Below are 16,895 nucleotides of genomic sequence, written 5' to 3' on the forward strand. Positions count from 1 at the left end.
AACGATGCCAGGTCTCGGCGTGCCTACAGCGGCCTTTCCGCCCGCCGCTGCCGCCATGCCATCTTTCGAGACGGGCACGCGGCAGGGGCGCTTGCGCCAGTATCAGCTTCAATTGATCGAGCGGATACAGGCGGCGCGCAGCGGCGCGCTGGCTGCGCGCAAGGAACTGGGCGTGATGCTCGGTGGCCGGCCCTGCCTGCTCGACCTGACGCAGCTTGGTGAAATCGTCATTGCCGCCGGCGTGCAGATCCAGGGCGTGCCGCTGGCGCAGGACTGGTACCTGGGCCTGGCGGCCATGCGCGGACGCCTGACGGGCGTCGTCGACCTGGCCCGCTACATGGGCGAACCGGCTTGCGCGCCCGGCAATCACTGCCGCATCATCACTTTTTCTCCGCGCCTGGGCCTCAATTGCGCACTGCTGGTCGAGCGCGTACTGGGCTTGCGCCAGCTGCGCACGATGCAGCCCGTCTCCGTGCCGGATGCACCGCCGTCGTGGGCAGCGCAGGCGCTGCGCGACAGCGAAGGGCAGCAGTGGCTGCGCCTGGACCTGGCGCAGCTGGCGCAAGCGGAACGCTTCCTCGATGCCGGCTTTGGCGGCCTCGCCGACTACAAGGATATTTGCTGATGGGCGCCCATTCCCCCATCCTGGCGGCCGCGATGCCCGAAGCGGAGCACGCGCCCGGCGAGCCGGCATCGGCGGCCGACCTGCCGCTGCGCCTGCGCGACGCGCTGGGACGGCGCAAGTCGCTGGCCAGCACGCCGGTGCGCGACTTGAAGCTGCCGCTGATCGGCCATTTGCCGCTGCAAAAGCAGCTGAGCATCCTGTCGACGGTGATGGCCCTGAGCCTGGCCGCCAGCCTGCTGTTCGTGGGCCTCAATACGCGCAGCGGCAATATCGCCTCGGCGCAGACGCAGCTGGCCAGTGATGCGCTGATGCATTCGCAGCGCATCGGCAAGGCCGCGCCGAACGCCGTGCAAGGCAATCCGGAAGCGTTCCGTCAGCTCGAGGAAAGCCGCAATGAACTGAACCAGGATTTCCGCCTGATGCTGCGCGGCGGGACGTATCACGGCCGCGATATCGGCGAGTCGCGTTCCGCCCTGCTGGCGGCCGTGGCCGACGCGCGCAAGAAGTGGGCCAGCAGCGACCGCGCGGCCAGCACCATCCTGCGCCTGAAACCTGAATTGGGCGAATTCGACAAGACCTTGCAGCAATTGAACGCGCTGTCGCCGGCGTTGCTGGCGCAGACCGAGGAAGTCGCGGCCCTGAAGGTGCAGCGCGGCGGCAATGCGCGCGACCTTGCCGTCATCGGCCGCCTGATGATGCTGAGCCAGCGCATGAGCCGCAGCGCCAGCGAGTTCCTGTCGTCGGGCAGCATCAGCTCGGAAACGGCGTTTTCGCTGGGGCGCGACACGACGTATTTCCGCACCGCCGTCGAAGGGCTGTTGAATGGCAGCGTGCCGCTGCAACTGGCGCCCACGCGCGACGCCGAACTGCGCGACCGGCTGGTGGCGCTGAAAGCCAGTTTCGACACTTACCAGAAGCTGGTGTCGTCGATACTCGACCGGCTCGATAAATTCAGTTCGGCGAAAAGCGCCGAACAGCTGATCTTCAACGAGAACGAAGATCTGCGCCAGCGTTTGACCCTACTGCAGCAGATGTACCACGTGAACCAGGAAACCCTGGGCATGGCCTTCTGGATGATGGTCGGCGGCGTGTTGCTGACCCTGATCGCGGCGGCCGGCATCGGCAGGGTGCTGCTGCAGGACTCCGTCAACCGCACGCGCGACGCCGAGCGGCGGCGCCAGGAGGCGGAAATCCTGCGCCTCCAGTCGCAGGGAAAAGAGGAAGCGGCGAAGGCCAGGAATGACCAGAACCAGGCAGCCATCCTGCGCCTGATGAACGAATTGCAGAAGGTCGCCGATGGTGATCTGACGGTGCAGGCCACCGTGTCGGAAGACATCACGGGCGCCATCGCCGATTCCGTCAACTACACGGTCGAGGAATTGCGCGGCCTGGTGGGACGGGTGACGGCGACGGCCGAACAGGTCAACCGCGCCTCGACGCAGGCGCAAAGCATCTCCAGCAAGCTGCTGATCGCGTCGCAGCAGCAGTCGCGCGAAATCCAGGGCGTCAGCGCCACCGTGGTCAAGATGGCCAATGCGATTACCGACGTGTCGAAGTCGGCCAGCGTCTCGGCCGACGTGGCGCGCCAGTCGGTGGCGGCGGCGCAGCAGGGTTCGACGGCGGTGGAAAACGCCATCAAGGGCATGCATGAAATCCGCGAGCAGATCCAGGATACGTCCAAGCGCATCAAGCGCCTGGGCGAATCGTCGCAGGAAATCGGCGAAATCACCGAGCTCATTTCCGACATCACCGAGCAGACCAATGTGCTGGCGCTGAACGCCGCCATTCAGGCCGCATCGGCCGGCGAGGCGGGGCGCGGCTTTTCCGTCGTCGCCGAGGAAGTGCAGCGCCTGGCCGAACGCTCGGCCGCGGCCGCCAAGCAGATCGGCGCGCTGGTGCGCACCATCCAGGCCGATACCCAGGATGCGACGCGGGCGATGGAAACGTCCACGCAGGGCGTGGTCGAGGGCGCGCGCCTGTCCGACGCGGCCGGAGCGGCCTTGAACGACATCAGCCAGGTGTCGAAACACCTGGCCGAACTGATACAGGGCATCTCGTTCGCCACTGGTACGCAGGCCGGTTCGGCCAGCGGCGTGGCCTTGAATATCCAGCATATCCTGAGCGTGACGGAGCAGACGCAGGACGGCACGCAGCAAACGGCGCAGTCGATCCATAAACTGTCGATGCTGGCGCAGGAACTGAAAAACTCGGTGTCGCGCTTCCGCGTCGCCGCCTGAACGTCGCGCCAAGCCAGGGCGATTTCTTTACCGAGGCATGCATGAGCACACCAGATAGTCCACAGCAGTCCAAGCCGTTCGACAGCGAACCTTTGTCCTGGGTGATGGTGGAAATCCGCGAAGCGCTGGGCCGCTCGAAAACGGCCCTGTTCGAAGCGGGCGGCCGCGAACGCGAGGAACGCGCCACGGCCCTGCAGCATGCGCGCTCGCACCTGCACCAGGCGCATGGCGCGCTGGTGATGGTGGACGTGGCCGGCGCCAGCCTGCTGACGGACGGCGCGGAACAGGCGCTGGCGCGCTTTCGCGACGGCAGCCTCGAATACACGCTGGACCATGCGCAGATCGTCGCCGCACTGTATCAGGCCCTGACCGAATACCTGGAAGACCTGGTGGCCGGCACGCCGCCGCAGCCGGCGCGTTTGTTCCCCTACTACCGCGACCTGCAAAACCTGCTGGGCGCCGAGCGCATCCACCCGGCCGACCTGTTTTTCCCGCCCTCCGCCATGCTGGAAGGGCAGGCCATCGCGCTGGCCGACACGCCGCCCGTGGCGGACTATCCTGCCTGGCGCGGGCGCTTTGAAAAGTCCCTGCTGCCCTTCCTGAAGGCGCAGGATGATGGGGCGCGGCGCCAGCACGCGGGCGAGCTGCACGCCACCTTGACCCTGGTGGCCGACGCGCAGCAGGAAGCGCCGGCGCGCACCTTCTGGTTCGCCATGCAGGCGTTCGCGGGGCTGGCGGCCAGCGGCGAGGGCATGGGCACGCTCAACGTCAAGCAGCTGTTCGGCCTGATCAACCTGCAGTTGCGCCGCCTGGCGCAGGGCACGGCCAGCCTGCCCGAAGCGATGCTGCGCGACGCCCTGTTCTTCATCGCCGCGGCGCCCGAGCCGACGCCGGAGGCACGCCAGCTGCGCGCCGCTTTCGCCCTGGACGGCATGCTGCCCGCCGACGTGGAAACGCGGCGCTACGGCCAGGTCGACCAGGATGCCTTGCAAGGCGCCCGCGCGGCCCTGGCGCAGGCGCGCGCCAGCTGGAGCCGCCTGGCGCAAGCCGACCTCGATCCTGTCCTGGGCCCGGATTTTGAAGCGTCGCTGCAACAGGTGGCGGCACATGTGGAGACCTTGAAGCAGCCGGCCCTGGCCAGCCTGCTGCGCGAATGCGCGGCCGTGGCGCGGCAAGCCGTGGCCAGCGGGCGCAGCGCGGCCCTGGAGAATGAAATCGGCATGGCGCTGCTGTTTGCCGACACGGGACTGGAGCAGCTGCGCCGCCTGCCCGACGATTTCGCCGGCAATGCGGAAACCATCGCCGCGCGCCTGCAGGCGCTGCTGGCCGGCGAAGCGCCGCCGCCCGTCACGGCGGGCGAGCTGTCGCGCCAGATCGAACAGGGCCAGACCGTGGCCGCGCTGGCCGAGGACATGAAGACGGGCCTGCGCCAGGTGGAAAAGGTGCTCAACGCCTACTACGCGGATGCCGCGGGTGCGGGAACGGCGGGGGCGCTCGATGGCGTTGCGCCCGTGCTGGAGCAGTTGCAGCGGCAGCTGGCCGGGCTGGGACAGGAAGACGCGCGCGCCGCCGTGCTGCAGGTCGATGCGGCCGTGCGGCAGCTGGCCGGTGGCGACGCCAAGGCGGCGACCAGGGCGGACGCGCACGCCGAGGCGCTCGACGAGATCGCGCAAAATGTCAGCGCGCTGGGCTTTTTTGTCGATATGCTGGGCCGCAACGCGCAGGCGGCCAGCGGGCGTTTCCATTTCGATGCGGCCGCCGGCACTTTCCGCGCGCTGCCATTTGAAAAAGTCGCCGCCGCCGGCGCCGTACCGGTACCTTTGCTCGACCAGGCCCTGGCGCCCACAGCACCCGCCGGCATGCATGCCGCACCGGCCGTGACCGACGTCGACGCGGAGATGCTCGACATTTTCATCGCCGAAGCGCGCGAAGTGCTGGCCTTCATCGACACCACCCTGGCCTTGCCGCGCGAGCAGGCCGCCAGTGGCGACCACCTGGCCATGCTGCGCCGCTCGTTCCATACCCTGAAAGGCAGCAGCCGCATGATCGGCCTGGCGCAGTTTGCCGAAGCGGCCGGCGCCATCGAGCGCGTCATGAATACCTGGCTGGCCGAAGCGCGTCCCGCCAGCGACGACTTGTTTACCTTGCTCAATTACGGCTGGTACCAGCTCAGCGAATGGGTGGCCGAACTGGAAGGTGGCGCGGGGCGCGAGCGCGAGGCCGGCATGCTGCTGGCGGCGGCCGAGCGCGTGCGCGAAGGGGGACCGTTCGAACTGCGCAAGCCGCGCCCGGCCGCGCCGTTGGCCGGCAATGGCAATGTGATCGGACTTCCTTTGGCCACGGCGCCCGCGCTCCACGAAGCGCCGGACGATCACCTCAAGCACGTGGGCGAACTGCGCATCAGCCTGCCTTTGTACAACATCTACCTGGCCGAGACGGATGAATTGCTGCGCGTGCTCACGCGCGATTTCGGCGAGTGGCGCCATGAACCGCGCGCCGTCAGCGCCGAGGCGCTGCAAGCCGTGCATACGCTGGCGGGGACGTCCGGCACGGTGGGCTTCCAGTCCCTGCGCGACCTGGCGCACGCGCTGGAAACGGTGATTGAAACGGTGGTGCCGCCACTGGCCGGCCTGCGCGCCGAACAGCACGACGTGCTGGAGCAGGCCACGCAGCGCATCGGACAAATGCTGCAGGCGTTCGCGCTGGGCGAGCTGGCGCCAACGCAGCCGGACATGATCGAAGCGCTCAACACTCTGTGGCGCGCCTTGACGGCGCCGCCTGGCGAAAGCAAGGAAGACCGCCTTGACGCCCTGTTTGCGGAGGCTTACGCCAGCATCGTCGGTACGCCGGCGCAGCCTGCCGAGCCGCTGGCCGAAGTGCCGGCACCGGCGCCAGCGCAGGCGCCGACGCAGGAGAGTGGCGCCAGCGACGACCTGTTCGATGCCGGTTTCGAACACGCACCGCCATTGGAGCATGCGGCGCCGGAAGCGCCGGCACCGGCCATCATGCCGGCCGATGCGGCCGCGCTGCTGGCGGCGAGCGCCGGCATCAGCGATGAACTCGACCTCGATTTATTGTCCGTCTTCCTGGAAGAGGGCGCCGACCTGCTGCCGCAGATCGGCGAGGCGCTGCGCAGCTGGCAGCAGCAGCCGCACGACAGCGGCCAGGCGCAGATGCTGCTGCGCACCCTGCACACCGTCAAGGGCAGCGCGCGCATGGCCGGCGCCATGCGTCTGGGCCAGCATGCGCATGAAATCGAGACGCATATCGAAAACATGCTGCACGCGGGCACCGCCACGCCGCAAGCTTTCGAAGAATTGCTGGCCCATTACGACCATGCGCTGCACCTGTTCGAGCAGCTGCAGCAACCGTTGCTGCCCTTGCCGGGCATGGAAGACACCCCGGTGGCCGAACCGAAGGCGGCGCTGGTGCGCGTGCGCGCCGATATCCTCGACCGCCTGGTGAACCAGGCCGGCGAAGTGTCGATCACGCGCTCGAAGATGGAAAATGAAGTGGGCGTGCTGGGCGCTTCGCTGTCCGAATTTTCCGACAACCTGGCGCGCCTGCGGCGCCAGTTGCGCGAAGTGGAAATGCAGGCCGAATCGCAGATCGCTTCGCGCATGGCGGTCGGCAGCGAGCGCGAATTCGACCCGCTCGAATTCGACCGCTTTACGCGCCTGCAGGAACTCACGCGCATGATGGCCGAAAGCGTCAACGACGTGGCCTCGTTCCATGAAAACCTCAGCCACAGCGTCGATGCGGTGACGGACGACCTGGTGCTGCAGGCGCGGCTGACGCGCGAGCTGCAGCGCGACCTGATGCAGATCCGCATGGTGCCGTTTGCCAGCATCGCCGAACGCCTGTTCCGCGTGGCGCGGCAAAGCGCCAAGGAAGTCGACAAGCGCGTCAACCTCGACATCCGCGGCGGCGGCGTGGAAATCGACCGCAGCGTGCTCGAACGCATGGCCGCGCCCTTCGAACACCTGCTGCGCAACGCCATCGTGCACGGCGTCGAGCCGCGCGATGCGCGCCTGCTTGCTGGCAAGAGCGAGACGGGCGAGCTGCTGGTGCAGGTCAGCCAGCAGGGCAATGAAGTGGCGATCGCTTTTTCCGACGATGGCGCGGGGCTGGACCTGGAACGCATCCGCGCCAAGGCGCACGGCGCCGGCCTGGTGCCGACGGATGCGCCTTTGAGCGACGCGCAGGCGGCCGAGCTGATTTTCACGCCCGGATTTTCCACCGCCGACAGCCTGACGGAACTGGCAGGACGCGGTTTTGGCATGGACATCGTGCGCTCCGAAGCGCTGGCCCTGGGCGGGCGCGTGGAAACGCAGACGCAGGCGGGCCTGGGCATGCGCTTCACCATCCACCTGCCGCTGACCCTGGCCGTCACCCAGGTGGTGCTGCTGGCGGCGAACGGCAAGACGTATGCCTTGCCGTCGGTGCTGGTCGAGCAGGTGCTGCACCTGAAAGGCGAACAGCTGGAGCAGGTGCGGGCGGCCGGGCGCATCGAGTCGCACGGGCAGTCGCTGGCGCTGCATCACCTGTCGGCCATGCTGGGCGAGACGCCGGCGGAGCAGGCCACGCAGCGCCATGCGCCGGTGCTGTTGCTCCGGAATGGCAATGACAGGCTGGCCTTGCAGGTCGATGACGTGGTGGGCAACCGCGAGGTCGTGGTCAAGCACGTGGGGCCGCAACTGGCGCGCATGCCGGGCATCGCCGGCGCCACGGTGCTGGGCACGGGCGACATCGTGCTGATCCTCAACCCGGTGGCGCTGGCGCAGCACCTCGAGCACCATCCGGAACTGCTGTCGCAATATGCGCTGGCCAGCCGCGAGCAGCACGCCGCTTCCAGCGTGCTGGCCGTGCCAGCCGTGCGCGTGATGGTGGTCGACGATTCGCTGACGGTGCGCCGCGTGATGCAGCGCCTGTTCGAGCGCGAAGGCTACCAGGTGCTGCTGGCCAAGGATGGCCTCGATGCGCTGGAGCAGCTGCATGCGCTGGAACCGGCCGCCATGCCGGCGCTGCTGCTGGTCGACGTGGAAATGCCGCGCATGGACGGTTTTGATTTGACGCGCAATGTGCGCAGCGACGACAAGACGCGCGCCATCCCCGTCATCATGATCACCTCGCGCAGCGCCGACAAGCACCGCGCGCATGCATTCGAACTGGGCGTGAATGCGTATTTCGGCAAGCCGTTCCAGGAAGAGGAATTGCTGGCCGAGGTGGGACGCTTGCTGGCCGACGGCGTGGTGTAACACGACGCCGTCACAAGCGCCAACGATGTTGTCGGATTACGCGGGGCCTTGCCCCGCCAATCCGACCTACGCTCTTGCACGATGGCGCATGTCGGGTAGGTCGGGTTAGCGCGCAGCGCGTAACCCGACATCACCGTAATGCCAATCAATTACCTGCTTACCCCACCACCTTCACCACGGCATAGCGCTCCAGGGTCTCCTTGCGCGCCTCGTCGTGCTGCACGATGGGTTCCGGATAGTCGCGTCCCAGCACGATGTTTTTTTGCTCGAGCAGCATGCGCGGCACCAGCCAGGGCGCGTGGATTTCCTTGTCGCCCAGCGCCTTCAGCTGCGGCAGGTAGCGGCGGATGAAGCGTCCGCCGGCGTCGAATTTTTCCGACTGCGTGATGGGATTGAAGATGCGGAAGTAAGGCTGCGCATCGCAGCCGGACGACGACGCCCATTGCCAGCCGCCGTTGTTCGAGGCCAGGTCGAAGTCGTTCAGATGCAGCGCGAAATACGCTTCGCCGCGGCGCCAGTCGATGCCCAGATCCTTGATCAGAAAGCAGGCCGTGACCATGCGCAGGCGGTTGTGCATATAGCCCGTCTGGTTCAGCTGTGCCATGGCCGCGTCGACCAGAGGATAGCCGGTGCGGCCCCCGCACCAGGCAGCAAAGGCGGCATCGGCCTCGGCTCCCGTTTCCCAGACGATGGCGTCGTAGGCCGGTTTAAAGGCGCCGCCTTCCACGTGCGGGTTCTGGTACAAAATCATGGCGTAGAAATCGCGCCAGATCAGTTCGGCCAGCCACACGGGCGCCCCATCGCCGCCGCCGCCCCGGTCCATCAGGTCGACCACGGTGCGCACCAGATAGCGCAGCGACACGGTGCCGAAGCGCAAATGCATGGACAGGTAGGACGGTCCCTTCAGGGCGGGAAAATCGCGCGCCACGTCATAGCGGGCCACGCGCGGCAAAAAATCCTCGAACAGCGCGCTGGCGCCCGACATGCCGGTGGGGATGGCCAGTTCGGCCAGGTTGCTGGCCTCGAACCCCAGTTCGCCCAAGCTGGGCAGGGGCGACGGCGTGCCGGCGCGGGGCGGCGCCAGGCTGGCCGCATGCGGCTCGATAGCGAACGGCGCCAGGCAGGCGGGTTCGGCGCGCATTTTCTTCAGCCAGGCATTTTTATACGGCGTATAGACGGTGTAGGGTTTGGCCGAGAGCGTCAATACCTCGTCCTTTTCAAAGATGACCTGGTCCTTGAAGCTGAACCACAGGCGCGCGTTGTGCGTGAGCGCGGCGGCCACCGTGGCGTCGCGGGCGATCGCCTGCGGTTCGTAGTCGTGGTTGGCAAAGACGGCGTCGGCGTTCAATTCGGCGGCCAGGCGCGGAATCGCCTCGGCCGCGTCCGCGTGCAGCACGATCAGGTCGCCGCCCAGCTGGCGCAGCTCATGGGCCAGCTCGGCCACGCTGGCATGGATGAAGTCGATCCGCCGGTCGCGGCGCGGCAGGGCTGCCAGGATGGCGGTGTCGTATACGAAGACGCAATGCACGGCCTGGCTTTGACGCAGGGCGTGATGCAGTGCAGCATGGTCAAACGCGCGCAGATCGCGGCGGAACCATACCAGGGAAGTCTTAATTGTCATTATTTCGCGTGTTCAAGGTCAAAGATAGGCGATTTTTTGCCGTCAACAGGGCTTTATGGCCGCTCGCGTCGCGCCTTTGGCGTCGCTGCGGCGGCAATTCAGTGTAAACTAGCGGGTATGTTCGCGGTACTTTATGTGCGACAGCGATTTTGCAATCAATTTTACAATTGGCATTGAAATGCGCCTGCAGGCATAGCGAATTGATCATTAATTTATAACATAACAAGAATAACGCCTGGCACCACGGTGCGCGCCGCCCAAGATATGCGGCCGCTTGCGCCGGGCGTACGATAGCGGGGTAAGCGAGACTTGCCAGCAAGCCCACAGAGAGAGCATCGCGTATGAAAAAGAGTAAAATCGACCAGACTCTACCAGGACATCGTCTGATGCAGGGTGTGGGAGAGCCGGCCGCGACCGGTTCCTCCACCCTGAATCTGGCGAACCATTTCCTGATTGCGATGCCGGCCATGCAAGATCCGATCTTCGGCGGCACGGTCGTGTACGTGTGTGAACACAATGAAAACGGCGTGCTGGGCGTCGTCATCAACAAACCCACCGACATGACCATGGAAGTGCTGTTCGACCGCATCGACCTGAAACTCGAGGCTGGCAGCGACACGCCCATCATCAACGAGCCGATCATGTTCGGCGGCCCCGTGCAGGATGACCGCGGCTTCGTGCTGCACACGCCGGGCGCGCGCTATTCCTCGTCGCTGACGGTGACCGATGAAGTGGCGTTTACCACCTCGATCGACGTGCTCGAAGCCGTCGCCAAGGGCGATGGCCCCGAGCGCATGCTCGTCTCGATCGGCTACTCGGGCTGGAGCCCGGGCCAGCTGGAAGACGAGATCGGCCGCAACGGCTGGCTGACGGTAGGCGCCTCGGCCGATATCCTGTTCGATTTCCCCATCGAACAGCGCTACGTGGCGGCCATCAAGTTGCTCGGTATCGATCCCCTCATGCTGGCGAGCGAGGCTGGCCACGCATGAGCGGTAACGCCATCGACACCATCCTTGCCTTCGATTTCGGCTTGAAACGCATCGGCGTGGCCATCGGCAATACCATGATTTGCCAGGCCAAGCCGCTCAGCGTGATCACGGCCACGGCGAACGAACCGAAGTTTGCCGCCATCGATAACCTGATCAAGGAGTGGGGCGCCAGCCGCATCGTGGTGGGCTTGCCCAGCCACCCCGATGGCACGGAACACGAGATGAGCGCGCGCTGCCGCCGTTTCGCCAACCAGGTGCATGGCCGCTTCAACCTGCCCGTGGAACTGGTCGACGAGCGCTATTCCTCGGCCGTGATCGCCGCCAAGCGCGGCGAAGTGATCGATGACCGCGCCGCCGCCATCATCCTGCAACAGTATTTCGACGCGAATTATTAATCTGACCCTAGACTCCCTCCCTGAATGATTAAGAACTCTATGCCGCATCCTGCGAATCCTTCCCAACTCGACGCCGAGGCCCTGTATGCAGATTTGCTGCAGCAGGTGCGGAGCGGCCTGGCGGGCATCCCCAACGTGGCCATCGTCGGCATCCATTCGGGCGGCGCCTGGCTGGCTGAACGCCTGGCGCGCGATCTGAATCTGCTCGACCGCCTGGGCGTGCTCGACGTGTCCTTCTACCGCGACGACTTTGCCCAGAAGGGCTTGCATGCGGACGTCAAGCCGACGCAAATCAGCTTCGACGTGGCCGGCGCCACCATCCTGCTGGTCGACGACGTGCTGTACACGGGCCGCACCACGCGCGCGGCCATCAACGAATTGTTCGACTATGGCCGCCCGGCCAAGATCATGCTGGCGGCCCTGGTCGACCGCGGCGAACGCCAGCTGCCAGTGGCCGCCGATTTCGTGGCCGCCTTCACTGCCGTGCCGCCGGGCCAGGCCCTGGTCCTGAAGCAAGCCGACGATGGAAAATTCACGCTCACCATAGATAACAACCATGCTTAATCCGCAACTGAATAAACACGGCGAACTGCAACATCTGCTGACGATCGAAGGCTTGCCGAAGTCTATCGTCAACCATATCCTCGACACGGCTTCCTCGTTCGTCGGCATTTCCGACCGCGACGTGAAAAAGGTGCCGCTGATGCGTGGCAAGAGCGTTTTCAACCTGTTCTTTGAAAACTCCACGCGCACCCGCACCACCTTCGAAATCGCCTCGAAGCGCCTGTCGGCCGACGTCATCAACCTGAACATCCAGGCCTCGTCGGCCAGCAAGGGCGAATCGCTGCTCGACACCATCGACAACCTGTCGGCCATGCACGCCGACATGTTCGTCGTGCGCCACGCGCAGTCGGGCGCGCCCTACCTGATCGCCAAGCACCTGATCGACACCAAGCAGCCGCACGTCCACGTGGTCAACGCGGGCGACGGACGCCACGCGCACCCGACCCAGGGCTTGCTCGACATGTACACGATCCGCCATTACAAGAAGGATTTCACGAACCTGACGGTGGCCATCGTGGGCGACATCCTGCACAGCCGCGTGGCCCGTTCCGACATCCATGCGCTGACCACGCTGGGCGTGCCGGAAGTGCGCGCCATCGGCCCGCACACCCTGCTGCCGGGCGGCCTGGAACAGATGGGCGTGCGCACCTTCACCAACATGGATGAAGGTCTCAAGGGCGTGGACGTGATCATCATGCTGCGCCTGCAGAATGAGCGCATGAGCGGCGCGCTGCTGCCGTCGGCGCAGGAATACTTCAAGAGCTATGGCCTCACGCCCGAACGCCTGGCGCTGGCGAAACCGGATGCCATCGTCATGCATCCGGGCCCGATGAACCGCGGCGTGGAAATCGATTCGGCCGTGGCCGACGGTCCGCAGGCGGTGATCCTGCCGCAGGTGACCTTCGGTATCGCCGTGCGCATGGCGGTAATGAGTATTTTGGCTGGTAATCAGGGCTGATAGCCCAAGGACGAGTAAGCGAGCATGACGACACTACATATCAAGAACGGCCACCTGATCGACCCTGCCAACGGCATCGATGGCTTGCAAGACCTGTTTATCGCCGACGGCAAGGTGCTGGCCGTGGGCAGCGCCCCGGCCGGCTTCAAGGCCGACACCACGTTTGACGCGGCCGGCCTGGTGGTTTCCCCCGGCCTGGTCGACCTGTCCGCGCGCCTGCGCGAGCCGGGCTACGAATACAAGGCGACCCTGGAATCGGAACTGCAGGCGGCGCTGCAAGGCGGCGTGACGAGCCTGGTCTGCCCGCCCGACACCGATCCCGTGCTCGATGAGCCGGGCCTGGTGGAGATGCTGAAATACCGCGCCAAGACGCAGAACAAGGCCCACGTGCACCCGCTGGGCGCGCTGACCATGGGCTTGAAAGGCCAGTCGCTGACGGAAATGGCGGAACTGACGGAAGCGGGCTGCATTGGCTTCGCGCAGGCGGAAGAGCCGATCGAGGACACCACCGTGCTGCTGCGCGCCATGCAGTACGCGAACACCTTCGGCTACACGGTCTGGCTGCGCCCGCAAGACCCGCACATCGGCCGTGGCGGCATCGCCCACAGCGGTCCGCTGGCGTCGCGCCTGGGCTTGTCCGGCGTGCCCGTGATGTCCGAAACCATCGCGCTGCACACGATCTTTGAATTGATGCGCGCCAGTCGCGCGCGCGTGCACCTGTGCCGCATCTCGTCGGCGGCGGGCCTGGAACTGATCCGCGCCGCCAAGGCCGAAGGCTTGCCCGTCACCTGCGACGTCGGCGTGCACCATGTGCACCTGACGGACGCCGACATCGGCTTCTTCGACCCGAACGCGCGCGTCACGCCGCCGTTCCGCAGCCAGCGCGACCGCGATGCGATCCGCGCCGGCCTGCTCGACGGCACGATCGACGCCATGTGCTCGGACCACACGCCCGTCGACGACGATGAAAAACTGCTGCCGTTCGGCGAAGCGTCGCCCGGCGCCACGGGCCTGGAACTGCTGTTGTCGCTGGCCCTGAAATGGGCCGACGACTACGCCTTGAACCAGCCGCAAACGGGCGAGCGTCCGCTGGCGCGCGCCGTGGCCAAGGTCACGTCCGATGCGGCGCGTGTCGCCGGCATCCCGGCCGGCAGCCTGGCCGTGGGCGAAGCGGCCGACATCTGCGTCTTCGATCCCGCCGCGCGCTGGACCGTGTCGTCGGCGTCGCTGGCCAGCCAGGGCAAGCACACGCCTTTCCTCGGCTATGAGCTGAGCGGCATCGTCAAGGCGACCATCGTTGCCGGACAGGTGGCGTTTCAGCGTTAATTTTTTGTATCGGAGCCGTAGGTCGGAGTAGCGGTACGCGTAATCCGACAAGTCCATGGCGGCTCCTGTCGGCTTACGCAGCGCCTCGCGGGCGCTGCCAAGCCGACCTACGCAGCTGCATGGCTTTGCTTCCAACCTTGGTGTCATTTGAAACTTCTGCTTACCTACCGCCTCGCGCGCATCGCCATTCACCTGAGCTGCGGCATGGCCAAGAGCGCCGTGCTCTTTCCCTGGCTGGACCTGGAAGGGCGCAACCGGCGCATCCGCCGCTGGTCGACGCAGCTGCTCGACATCTGCGGCGTGCACGTGGCGCAGCCGGCGGACAGCGTGCCGGCACTCGACCATGCGATGATGGTGGCGAACCACGTCTCGTGGCTCGACATCTTCGTCATCAATGCCGTCCACCCTTGCCGTTTCGTCGCCAAGGCGGAAATCCGCGCCTGGCCTATCCTCGGCTGGCTGGCGGGGCGCGCCGGCACCATCTTCATTTCGCGCGGCAGCAAGCGCGACCTGCGCCTGATCTTCCAGGGCCTGGTGGACAAATTGACGGCGGGCGAACGCATTGCGTTTTTCCCCGAAGGCACGACCGCCGCGCAAGGGCAGATCCTGCCGTTTCACGCCAACCTGTTCGAGGCGGCCATCGACGCGCAAGTGCCGGTGCAGCCGTTCGCGCTCGTGTACGTGGATGACAAGGGGGCCTTGCATCACGCCGTCGACTTCATCGGCGACATGAGCTTTGCGCAAAGCATGGTGGCGATCCTGAGCGGCCCGCCGATCACGGCGCGCCTGACCTGTCTGGCGCCAGTGGCGACGGCCGACGCGCACCGGCGTGAGCTGGCGGCGGCAACGCAGGCGGCCGTGGCCGCTGCGCTGCCGCTGGAAAAGGCGGCCTAGTTTTTGACGTGCAGCCAGCGCGCATGCGCGGCGCGGGCCAGGTAGTCGAGGATGAAACCTAACATCCCGATCAGCACGATGGCGGCCATCAGCTCCGAATACGCGAGGCGGTCGCGCGTGTCGAGGATGAAGTAGCCGAGGCCGGCCGATACGCCCAGCATTTCCGCCGGCACCAGCACGATCCAGATGATGCCGATGGCCAGCCGCACGCCCGTCAGGATATCGGCCGTGATGCCCGGCAAAATCACCTTGAAGACGATCTCGCTGCGCGTGGCCGACAGGCTGCGCGCCAGCAGCAGCCAGTTCGGGTCGAGCCGCGCCACGCCGGCCGCCGTATTGAGCAGGATGGGCCAGACGGCCGCGAACGCCAGCAGGAAGTATACGGGCGCGTCGCCGACGCCGAGCACCATCACGGCGATCGGCATCCACGACAGCGGCGAAATCATGCGCAGCAGCTGGAACAGCGGCATGGCCGCGCCGGAAAAGCTCTTCGACATGGCCACCAGCACGCCGAGCGGCACGCCGATTACGATGGCCAGCCCCAAGCCCACGGCGACCCTTTGCAGGCTCAAGACCACGTGCAGCCAGATATCGGAACCACCGAGCATCTCCCTGAACGCCAGCGCCGTGGGCAAGGGCGCGAAGGCGGTGGCGATCGGCGTGGATTTCTCCAGCGCCGTCACGCCCATGGACCACAGCAGCAAGGCACAGGCCAGCCCCACCAGGGGCAGGCCGAACTTCGTGAACAACTTGCTTGCCATCGTCAGACCGCCACGGTTTCGCTGCGCAGCAGATTGGCCGGCAAGCCGAAGGCGGCCGGTCCGCCGACTGCCGTGATGGCCTTGCGCACGAAACGGTCATCGACCAGGTCGCGCGCGGCGAATTTCGGATCGAGATTCGCCAGGAAGCGCGTATCGCCCTCCACCTTGGTGCGGCCGATGGCGCGCACCAGTTCTTCCGTGTACGAGGCGAATGGATAGGGCTGGAAGTCGATGCGGCGCTGCTGCCAGTTCTTGTGCACGATCAGGCCCTGCTTTTCATAGCCGGCGTAATCGGTGGTGGCCAGCACCTTCGTCAGCACCTGCAGCGGATGCGGCGTGTAGCGGTGCTCGCCCACGTTCGACAGCAGCTTGGCCGTATCGACCTGGTTCGAACGCGTCCACAACTGCGCCTTGACGATGGCGTTGGTGACCTTTTGCGCCCATTCCGGGCGCGTGTTGATGTCGCGCTCGGACAGGAAGGTGACGCAGCACGCATGGTTTTTCCACACGTCGCCCGAGAAGCGCAGGATCTTGCCGATGCCGGCGTTTTCCGCCGCCGCATTGAAAGGCTCGGCCACGATGTAGCCGGCAATCGACTTGCTGGCCAGGGCCGAGACCATTTCGGCCGGCGCCAGCACGATCAGGTTGACTTCATTCGGCTTGATGGCCGCGTTGCGCGCGCGCGTGACCGGCGTCAGGCCATTCGAGGACAGGATCTGCTGCAGCAGGATGTTGTGGATCGAGTACCAGAATGGAATCGCGACCGTGCGTCCGCCCAGGTCGGAGACCTTGTTGATCTCGTTGGCCACGGTCAGCGCGGAGCCGTTGACGTGGTTCCAGGCGACGACTTTCGCGGGGAACTTGGCGCCGTAGCGCACCCACAGGGTGGCCGGCGACAGCAGGTGGATGACGTTGACCTGGCCGGCGACGAACGCTTCGATGATCTGCGCCCAGCTGCGGAACAGGCGCGGCGTTTCCGCCTGCAAGCCTTCCGCCTCGAACAGCTTGCGCGCGTGGGCGACGAGCAGCGGGGTGGCGTCGGTGATCGGCAGGTAGCCGATTTTTACGGGCTGGTCATCGCCTTTCGGGCCTTGCTGGGCCATGGCGTCGCCGGCGAACAGCAGCGGCGAGGCGACGCTGGCCGTGGCCAGGGCCGACATGCGCAGGAAGTCGCGCCGCGTCAGGCCGCAGTCGCAATCGGAGGAGGCGCAGATATGCAGGGGTTTGTTATCGTGTGGGAGGGACATGAAGGTTCCAGTAAAGTGCA

The 16,895-nt window shown here is 66.0% G+C and carries 12 protein-coding genes; 9 read left to right on the top strand and 3 right to left on the bottom strand.

Going from position 1 to position 16,895, the window contains the following annotated elements:
- Positions 1-19 precede the first annotated feature (19 nt).
- From AC1RBA_RS21700 to AC1RBA_RS21710, 3 genes are read left to right on the top strand one after another with little or no spacing between them, the layout of a single operon-like run.
- The gene (locus AC1RBA_RS21700) at positions 20-625 is read left to right on the top strand and encodes a chemotaxis protein CheW (RefSeq protein ID WP_492419802.1); all 606 of its coding nucleotides are present in this window, start codon (positions 20-22) and stop codon (positions 623-625) included.
- Complete coding sequence (locus AC1RBA_RS21705) at positions 625-2,862, top strand: methyl-accepting chemotaxis protein (protein ID WP_070308405.1); 2,238 nt, start codon at positions 625-627, stop codon at positions 2,860-2,862. Before AC1RBA_RS21700 ends, AC1RBA_RS21705 begins: the two co-directional genes overlap by 1 nt.
- A 41-nt stretch (positions 2,863-2,903) precedes the next feature.
- Positions 2,904-8,120 carry an Hpt domain-containing protein gene (locus AC1RBA_RS21710; RefSeq protein WP_492419803.1) on the top strand — a complete coding sequence of 1,739 codons (5,217 nt, stop codon included), beginning with the start codon at positions 2,904-2,906 and terminating at the stop codon, positions 8,118-8,120.
- Positions 8,121-8,277: 157 nt separating this feature from the next.
- Here AC1RBA_RS21710 and AC1RBA_RS21715 read toward each other — a convergent pair whose 3' ends face one another.
- The gene (locus AC1RBA_RS21715; RefSeq protein ID WP_492419804.1) at positions 8,278-9,741 is read right to left on the bottom strand and encodes a cryptochrome/photolyase family protein; all 1,464 of its coding nucleotides are present in this window, start codon (positions 9,739-9,741) and stop codon (positions 8,278-8,280) included.
- A gap of 386 nt (positions 9,742-10,127) precedes the next feature.
- Here AC1RBA_RS21715 and AC1RBA_RS21720 point away from each other — a divergent pair, with 386 nt between their 5' ends.
- The 6 genes from AC1RBA_RS21720 (at position 10,128) to AC1RBA_RS21745 (ending at position 14,867) form a co-directional block, all read left to right on the top strand.
- A complete protein-coding gene (locus AC1RBA_RS21720; RefSeq protein ID WP_070222127.1) occupies positions 10,128-10,730 on the top strand; it encodes a YqgE/AlgH family protein in 603 nt (200 codons plus the stop codon).
- Positions 10,727-11,125: a Holliday junction resolvase RuvX gene (gene ruvX / locus AC1RBA_RS21725; protein ID WP_492419805.1), complete on the top strand. Its 399-nt coding sequence runs from the start codon at positions 10,727-10,729 to the stop codon at positions 11,123-11,125. The genes AC1RBA_RS21720 and ruvX overlap by 4 nt, the downstream gene beginning before the upstream one ends.
- A gap of 39 nt (positions 11,126-11,164) precedes the next feature.
- Entirely contained in the window at positions 11,165-11,689 is a 525-nt protein-coding gene (pyrR, locus tag AC1RBA_RS21730) for a bifunctional pyr operon transcriptional regulator/uracil phosphoribosyltransferase PyrR (protein WP_070222125.1), read from the top strand.
- Complete coding sequence (locus AC1RBA_RS21735; protein ID WP_034746695.1) at positions 11,682-12,647, top strand: aspartate carbamoyltransferase catalytic subunit; 966 nt, start codon at positions 11,682-11,684, stop codon at positions 12,645-12,647. Before pyrR ends, AC1RBA_RS21735 begins: the two co-directional genes overlap by 8 nt.
- A gap of 24 nt (positions 12,648-12,671) precedes the next feature.
- Entirely contained in the window at positions 12,672-13,973 is a 1,302-nt protein-coding gene (locus AC1RBA_RS21740) for a dihydroorotase (protein ID WP_492419806.1), read from the top strand.
- 147 nt (positions 13,974-14,120) lie between these two features.
- Positions 14,121-14,867, top strand: a complete 747-nt coding sequence (locus AC1RBA_RS21745; protein WP_070290477.1) for a lysophospholipid acyltransferase family protein — start codon at positions 14,121-14,123, stop codon at positions 14,865-14,867.
- Here the strand turns inward: AC1RBA_RS21745 and AC1RBA_RS21750 are convergent.
- Both AC1RBA_RS21750 and AC1RBA_RS21755 read right to left on the bottom strand, forming a co-directional pair.
- Positions 14,864-15,628: an ABC transporter permease gene (locus AC1RBA_RS21750; RefSeq protein ID WP_070222119.1), complete on the bottom strand. Its 765-nt coding sequence runs from the start codon at positions 15,626-15,628 to the stop codon at positions 14,864-14,866. The two genes, AC1RBA_RS21745 and AC1RBA_RS21750, sit on opposite strands and share 4 nt — an antisense overlap.
- A 2-nt stretch (positions 15,629-15,630) precedes the next feature.
- A complete protein-coding gene (locus AC1RBA_RS21755; protein WP_070222116.1) occupies positions 15,631-16,875 on the bottom strand; it encodes an ABC transporter substrate-binding protein in 1,245 nt (414 codons plus the stop codon).
- Positions 16,876-16,895: the final 20 nt, after the last annotated feature.

Source organism: Janthinobacterium sp. GW823-FHT03B06, assembly GCF_058796955.1.

Bases quoted from the DNA above. Each gene is read 5' to 3' on its own strand.
- AC1RBA_RS21705 (WP_070308405.1), top strand. From the start codon at position 625: ATGGGCGCCCATTCCCCCATCCTGGCGGCCGCGATGCCCGAAGCGGAG.
- AC1RBA_RS21710 (WP_492419803.1), top strand. From the start codon at position 2,904: ATGAGCACACCAGATAGTCCACAGCAGTCCAAGCCGTTCGACAGCGAA.
- AC1RBA_RS21735 (WP_034746695.1), top strand. From the start codon at position 11,682: ATGCTTAATCCGCAACTGAATAAACACGGCGAACTGCAACATCTGCTG.
- ruvX (WP_492419805.1), top strand. From the start codon at position 10,727: ATGAGCGGTAACGCCATCGACACCATCCTTGCCTTCGATTTCGGCTTG.
- AC1RBA_RS21715 (WP_492419804.1), bottom strand. From the start codon at position 9,741: ATGACAATTAAGACTTCCCTGGTATGGTTCCGCCGCGATCTGCGCGCG.
- AC1RBA_RS21740 (WP_492419806.1), top strand. From the start codon at position 12,672: ATGACGACACTACATATCAAGAACGGCCACCTGATCGACCCTGCCAAC.
- AC1RBA_RS21750 (WP_070222119.1), bottom strand. From the start codon at position 15,628: ATGGCAAGCAAGTTGTTCACGAAGTTCGGCCTGCCCCTGGTGGGGCTG.
- pyrR (WP_070222125.1), top strand. From the start codon at position 11,165: ATGCCGCATCCTGCGAATCCTTCCCAACTCGACGCCGAGGCCCTGTAT.
- AC1RBA_RS21755 (WP_070222116.1), bottom strand. From the start codon at position 16,875: ATGTCCCTCCCACACGATAACAAACCCCTGCATATCTGCGCCTCCTCC.
- AC1RBA_RS21720 (WP_070222127.1), top strand. From the start codon at position 10,128: ATGCAGGGTGTGGGAGAGCCGGCCGCGACCGGTTCCTCCACCCTGAAT.